Source organism: Methanobrevibacter sp. (assembly GCF_015062985.1).
Classification (GTDB): Archaea; Methanobacteriota; Methanobacteria; order Methanobacteriales; family Methanobacteriaceae; genus Methanocatella.
In genome coordinates this window covers 74,879-81,889 of sequence record NZ_SUTI01000001.1, presented here as the reverse complement: position 1 = coordinate 81,889, position 7,011 = coordinate 74,879, and the positions used below count along the sequence as shown (strand labels likewise).

The window sequence follows — 7,011 nt, the reverse complement described above, 5'->3', positions numbered from 1 at the left end:
AATCAGAATCATCCAAATCAGAATCATCCAAATCAGAATCATCTAAATCGGAATCTTCAAAATCTTCATAATCAGAATCATCTAAATCGGAATCATCTAAATCAGAATCATCCAAATCAGAATCATCCAAATCAGAATCATCCAAATCAGAATCATCCAAATCAGAATCATCTAAATCGGAATCATCCAAATCAGAATCATCTAAATCGGAATCTTCAAAATCTTCATAATCAGAATCATCCAAATCCATGTCTGAATCATCTAAATCGGAATCTTCAAAATCTTCATAATCAGAATCATCCAAATCCATGTTTGAATCATCTAAATCAGAATCGTCAAAATCTTCATAATCAGAATCATCTAAAATGATATTTGAATCATCGTCAATTATAATATCTACATCATCAATGATAATGTCCACATCATCTGATGCAAAAGCAATATTTGTAGTTGCCATAAGAAGTGTTAAAATAATTAAAAGCATTGTTATTCTTTTATAATTCATTTAATTTTCCACCTCTTAAATAATATTTCACAAAATATGCCCAATAGTAATTTATATTTAACATAATATTTAAAGATTAATTTTTTTAAAAATTACTTGATTAAATTATAATTACCTGCCTAAAATACAAATTATAAATAAAATAATCCACATATTCTATGTTAATGTCTTTTAATTTGATTTCAATTTCATTGGTTGCTGTTGCTCTTGCAATGGATGCATTCAGTGTGTCCATGACAAAGGGATTTACACAAAAAGAACTAACAAAATCCCAAATCCTTTATTATGGCATATTTTTTGGAGGATTTCAGGCTTTAATGCCCATTTTAGGATACTTCTGCGGCAATGTCATTGCATCCGTTGTTGAGTCATTAGCTTCCATAATCGGATTTATACTGCTCCTTATTATAGGAATAAACATGATCAGGGAAAGTTTATCCGGCGATGATGATGAGGTAACAGACCAATTCTCCTTTAAGGAAGTGACATTACTTGCTATTGCTACAAGTATCGATGCATTTGCCGTAGGTATAACCATTGCACTGTTGAATGAACCAATTCTTATTTCATCTTTGATTATAGGTATTGTTGCATTCTTATTCAGCATAGCGGGAATATATATCGGCAGAAGAATTGGACACTATGTTGGAGGCAAATTCCAAATTTTAGGTGGTGTAATTCTTATACTGATTGGTATAAAAATTCTTTTAGGATTATAATTTTTTATGAAAAACAATAAAATTTAACGAAATCATCTAGTTTATACTAACCTATATACATGGTGTGATTGATTTATATGAATCTTGAACTTTTTAATTGTTATGCTGAATTTCAGGAATTAATAAAATTCATAATTTTTATTAAATTTTATAAAAATTTATAAAACTACGCGCTTATTTGCATTTATTTTAAATGTATAGTTCTCTGCAATAACAATAAATTATAAGAAATTTAAATCTATCTTAAATGATAAAATAGACGTTAATTATTATGTATTATTAAAAAATAAAAGTGTATAAGCTTTATTTTTACTGCGAATACTGTTAGTGTGATATTACAATAGTCGGCATAGTATTTCCGTATATTGTCCTTAAATATGTATTAATAGATAAATAGGTTAATATAAGTATAGATGGTAAATAACTATAATCACTATTAGTATATATTTACAGATATAAGTATTATACTATTAATAGATATTTCTGTAAAATAGTATTATATGGAAATACAGATAGTATATATTTAAGGTATTTCTTTATTTACAGAAAGTACATATTATACTTATTTTACCACTACTACTCAAGTAATATTGAGAAAATGTTCTAAATCAGTAGTTTCATATATATCAAGCTATTGAAATATGATATTTTCTTCAAATTTACTGGATTTTAATAAAATTTATGAAATTTATTAAATTTTACTGACGACGAAATCTAATAAATTTTATAATTACAAATGAAATTTTAACGGCAAGCAGTAATACAACAATAATTGCCAGTATAGTTAAAATCAGGGTACTCCAGAAATAAAGTTGAACCCTATCAGGCATATCTTTTTCGAAAGTAATGTTTCCAATACTCTTATATTCCGGTGCAATTGGAATTTCAGAAGCATTGACGAATTTTGTATTGATATAAACATTATCCACCATATTTTTACAGTGCATATTGAATCTGGAACCGTCATCATTGGAAATATAAATGTCAGTTACATTCCTGTGTGTTGTAAAATTATCATTTGAATAGAAATGAAAAGTGGTAATATCTCTTCTGGTGAGCCCAAACATATCAGAAGCAGCTAAATCTGTCATTTCTTTGACTTTATCGCTGTTATTTAATGAAAGGTTACCAGTTCTTATGTATTGATCTCTATTGGGAATAGAGACATATTCTCCAGGATTTAATTTTCCAGTATAGACCTCATTTGCAGTTGCAACACCATAATTACCATTAGGATCTTTAATTACAACATGTCCTATTTTGAATAGTGCTTTGATTTGCTGAATTTCACGTAAATGCACTTCAGAGATATTATGTTCCTCAGTAATCATTTCTGCGATGATACCTTCAATTATTTGGTTATAAGAACCGTCATCTTTTCCGCCGCATCCTACTACCCAACCGTCGTCAGTGATGATGGCCTGGCAGAAATATTCTCCATTGGTTTTATATTGCTTGATAGCCGGAGTACCGTGCCAATCTACCTTTTGAATGAAAATATCGGCAGATAAATTGGCGTCACGCCTAAATGAAAACATAGACTCATTTCCATCCATCTGCAGAACTACAGAACAGCATCCTATCATGTCAGATTCATCAGTATTATCCAAAAGCAACTGAATATCTGTGTCATTTTTAGCAATATCCGATGCATAAACACCAAATAATGAAATTAAAATTACTATAACACTTAATAATAATATCTCTTTTTTAAAGCTCATAATTTTCCAATGTATCTTAATTTGTTATTAATATATATTTAAATAAATACTATTTAAAATTATTCTAATTCAAAAATGGGGCATTAAAAAAAAGGGATATATGAAATTTAAAAACTAAATTTCATATTATTTGATTTCAATTTTTGTTTCATTTGTTCTTTATCAACGTGGATATATTTATCAGTTGTTTGACTGTTGGAATGTCCGGCAATGGTTTGAACCTCAGCAACGGTCAAAATTTCTGCGTAATGGCTTAAAGCCGTGTGTCTGAGGATATGCACACTGACATTTTTACCATAATTTACAGGACAATCAATTCCTTCAGCCTCGATTCTCTCATCACATTCACGTGCATGCTTTTTAATGATATCCTGAACTCCACGTTTTCCTATACGATTGCCTTTAATGTTGGTAAATAGTTCTTCACGTGTAACCTCTTCTGCAGCCTTGTTACGTTGAATGACAGGTCTGTAAATGTCATTGGTGTTTTTTCTAAGTTTTGTGATGCGATCCATCATCATATCGTTTAAGCTGACAAGTGTATCATAGGTAATGAATGTTGTACGATCTTTCAATTCACCTTTGGTAGTTTCTGCACGCAGATATACATCTATAAAATCATTAGAATCATCAGGCAATATATAAAATCCTTTTTCATCCAAAGGAACTTGAATATCACTTTTATTTAAGAGAACTAGTTCTTTCAGCCTCATTCCAGAATCTATGAAAGTCCTGCAGATTGCGTAATCCCTTATATTGCCGCTTTGTTCTATTGTATCAAGGAAAAATGCTGCCTGCGGTCTTGTTAAACTGATTTTTTCTATTCTTTTTTTGGCAGTTTCCGGATCTTCAGCTTTAACTTCAATGATATCCTTCATTTTAATTGGTTCATGGTTGATTTCCTCTTGGACATCTTCAGAGTTTATGAATTCCAAAATGTTCATCATGTATGTCTTTACGGTAGTCCTTTTGTTTCCGCGCTGCTTCAGGCAGTGTCTACGATAATGCCTAAGCTGCTTTTTGACATTTCCACTGTTTAATTCGTCAACTCCTTCATTTTCAAGATATTCTATGAATTTGGATATATTGAATGTCTGTTTTTTTACTGTTTCCTCAGTTAAGTTTTTTACCTCTTGTTTTTCTTCTAAGTATTCATCTAGGTAGTCTGTTAGCTCATCAACCTCAATCATAAGCTTTTTCATCCCCTAAATTTTTATACCTAACCCTTGTTTTACTATTGATTTTTTTAGTATATAAAGACTTCGTATCTTTTCTTTATTACTGAATATTATTACATAAAATATACGTTCTCTTTATATATTAAATTTGGATAATTTGGGAGTTTGTAGAGAAATGTTGAAAGTGATGTAACACATATACATCAAGTGGTTTCAAAATGGTGATTTCTTCAATTTTTGGATTTGTAATAAAAATATGATGAAAAAGTATTAATAAAATTATTTGCCAAGAAATTTTAATTTGAACCTGTGACATTTCGTCACACCATAATAATTAGATAATGTCATGAAAAATTTCGCTGCAATATCAGTGGGTTAAATTTTAATAAAAATATAATTTATAAACCTATGACAAATGGGTCTGACTATTTACAATATGTTATTAACCACAATAAACATAATTTTATTTAGTAATTATAAGGAGAACTCTTTTCATTCCTGTTATTAATATTATCGGTATCATTAAAAAGGATACTTCTGTTAAATTAGAAAAACATTATTAGATGATTAGTTATGTGCAATGAAAGATACCTGGCGATAGATGTGGGAGGAACAGCAATAAAATACCTCCTGACCGACAAGACCGCTAAAATCAACAAAATCAATTTAATTAAAACAAATAGAGATAAGGGAGAACTCTTCAATTCATTGGATGAGATAATTGCTCCCAACGTTAATGATATTGACGGCATTGCACTCTCATTTCCAGGTAAAATCAATGCCGAAAAGGGCATTGCACATACTGCAGGAGCATTCAAGTGGATAGATGATTTGTCCTTGAAATCAATACTTGAAGAGAAATATTCCAAACCAGTATGGATTGAAAATGACGGCAAATGCGGAGCATTGGCAGAATTTTGGAAAGGCAACCTGTCTGATGTGAAAAACGGCGTATATATTGGACTTGGCACAGAAATAGCCGGCGGGATAATACTTGAAGGAAAGCTCTATCGCGGATCATTCGGATCTTCGGGGGAATTTTCAAGCATGCTGAGCCGCCTTGAGAATCCCAACAATGAAGAGCGCTTCGGCAAAATAGGAGGCCATAAAAACCTGATTAGATATTACGGCAGTGATAAATGCATCGACAGTTATGATTTTTTTGAAAAGTATCAAAACAGCGATTTGGCAGTACAAAAAGCATTGAAGGAGTATTCAAGGACAATTGCTGCCGGAATCGTCAATATACAGTCCATATTGGATGTGGAAAAGTTCTGCATCGGAGGCGGAATCTCAGCTCAGGATGCATTGATAGACAAGATACGGGAAAGCCTTCAGGAATTCATTACAGTCAAATCAGGAGAAGCAATAAACGAACCTGCAATTGAAAAATGCTGTTTTGGAAATGCGGCCGGATGTATTGGCGCATTATTTAACTTTCTTGTCATGGAAAAAATTATCTGAAGGTTTCAATTGTCTAACATTACCCTTAGAAATTCTAATGTTTGTTTTAGATTAATACGCTGATTAAATAGAGTAAATGCTTTAAAATATTGTTCTAGCTTCATAAAATTGTTTTCATTAAAACAAAGTACATAATCTTAACTTGTTTTATAAAGAAGAATTATTGAAGTTTTACCCTTGAACTGAATGTTTTTGATAGTAACATATCCACATTCTCATGAGCTGATTTTCAAAAAGTTTTTAAATAAGAAAAATGAAAAACTTCAATAGAATTTATTGAATGTTTTCAAATACAATATTCCAATGCATAATTCAAATCACTCAAGAACGAAAAATTTAATCAAAAAAATCATCATCGTATTCAGGGGAGTTTTATCATGGATTTAACAAAATTAGTTAAAAATTCCTTCAAATATCCATTTAGAAATATTAAAAAGTTGCCAATATTATTCTTATTTTTTATTTTGATTGCCATCATTCCTATTGGCATGATATCAAATAATGACTATGTAGTAGCAATTGGAGTAATTGCATTCTTTTTATTTATATTGCTTGTGCCAGGATATTTCTTGTCTATCGTTAAGCTTGGATCAAGTCAATCAGCAATGATGCCATCTTTCAATTTGGTGAATAACATATATGATTCCATTAGAGTGTTATCTTTAAGGATTGTCTACATGATTATTCCAGTTTTGGTATTTTTGATTTCTTTAAAAACTTTAGGTCCTATAAGTAGAGATTTGATTTATAACTTTAGAATTAATGAGTTTTTTGCAATTTTCGGACTGTTGCTGTTGTTAATCTTAATTGTATACATCATATTTGAATGCTTATTGTTCTTTGCAAAAGCAAGATTGGCTTATTTCAATAGTTTAGAGGAAGCTTTAAAGATCAACAAAGTAATAGAGGACATCAGAAGAATAGGAATTGTCAACATAATAAAATGGTTAATCATAATGGCAATACTGTTGAATGTCGTTACTTTTGCCTCATCATTTGTGCTTGCAATTCCTTATGTAGGATTATTGATTTATATCTGTATCCTCATTCCGACACTCGAAAGTATAGCCAATTATTCACTTGGATTGCTATATTCAAATATTGTTCAGGGTTATGATAATGCAGATTTAAGAGATTTGAAGAAAATTGAATCCGGGAAATATTATAAACTTAAATAAAATAATAATTGGTGATTGTCTTAGGTGTCAGAGTATGCGTAATTGCATCAATACAGATAAAATCTAGATTCACTTATGCAAATCACCTTCTTAAATCTTATTTTGCTTCAATAACAATTGAAGATGACATATGTCTATTAAGTACTATAATTTATAAATTTTTTTGTATGTAATTGCTCAATCACATCTTAAATTTTAAAAAAATGAGTTAAATAACTTTAAAACTTAAATGAATTAATTTGATGT

At 30.1% G+C, this 7,011-nt stretch carries 6 protein-coding genes; 3 read left to right on the top strand and 3 right to left on the bottom strand.

Annotated features, from left to right (window positions below):
• Window positions 1–505: pentapeptide repeat-containing protein (locus E7Z77_RS00455; RefSeq protein WP_292748953.1), on the bottom strand; the 505-nt coding region annotated here is incomplete at its 3' end.
• A 164-nt stretch (window positions 506–669) separates the two neighbouring features.
• Here E7Z77_RS00455 and E7Z77_RS00450 point away from each other — a divergent pair.
• The gene (locus E7Z77_RS00450) at window positions 670–1,224 is read left to right on the top strand and encodes a manganese efflux pump (RefSeq protein WP_292749157.1); all 555 of its coding nucleotides are present in this window, start codon (window positions 670–672) and stop codon (window positions 1,222–1,224) included.
• Window positions 1,225–1,922: 698 nt separating this feature from the next.
• Here E7Z77_RS00450 and E7Z77_RS00445 read toward each other — a convergent pair.
• Entirely contained in the window at window positions 1,923–2,945 is a 1,023-nt protein-coding gene (locus tag E7Z77_RS00445; RefSeq protein ID WP_292748951.1) for a hypothetical protein, read from the bottom strand.
• Between the two features lie 107 nt (window positions 2,946–3,052).
• The gene (locus E7Z77_RS00440; protein WP_366510225.1) at window positions 3,053–4,135 is read right to left on the bottom strand and encodes a tyrosine-type recombinase/integrase; all 1,083 of its coding nucleotides are present in this window, start codon (window positions 4,133–4,135) and stop codon (window positions 3,053–3,055) included.
• A 561-nt stretch (window positions 4,136–4,696) separates the two neighbouring features.
• Here E7Z77_RS00440 and E7Z77_RS00435 point away from each other — a divergent pair.
• Both E7Z77_RS00435 and E7Z77_RS00430 read left to right on the top strand, forming a co-directional pair.
• Window positions 4,697–5,587 carry an ROK family protein gene (locus E7Z77_RS00435; RefSeq protein WP_292748948.1) on the top strand — a complete coding sequence of 297 codons (891 nt, stop codon included), beginning with the start codon at window positions 4,697–4,699 and terminating at the stop codon, window positions 5,585–5,587.
• A gap of 377 nt (window positions 5,588–5,964) precedes the next feature.
• A complete protein-coding gene (locus tag E7Z77_RS00430) occupies window positions 5,965–6,765 on the top strand; it encodes a DUF4013 domain-containing protein (RefSeq protein WP_292748946.1) in 801 nt (266 codons plus the stop codon).
• The last annotated feature ends 246 nt before the right edge of the window (window positions 6,766–7,011 follow it).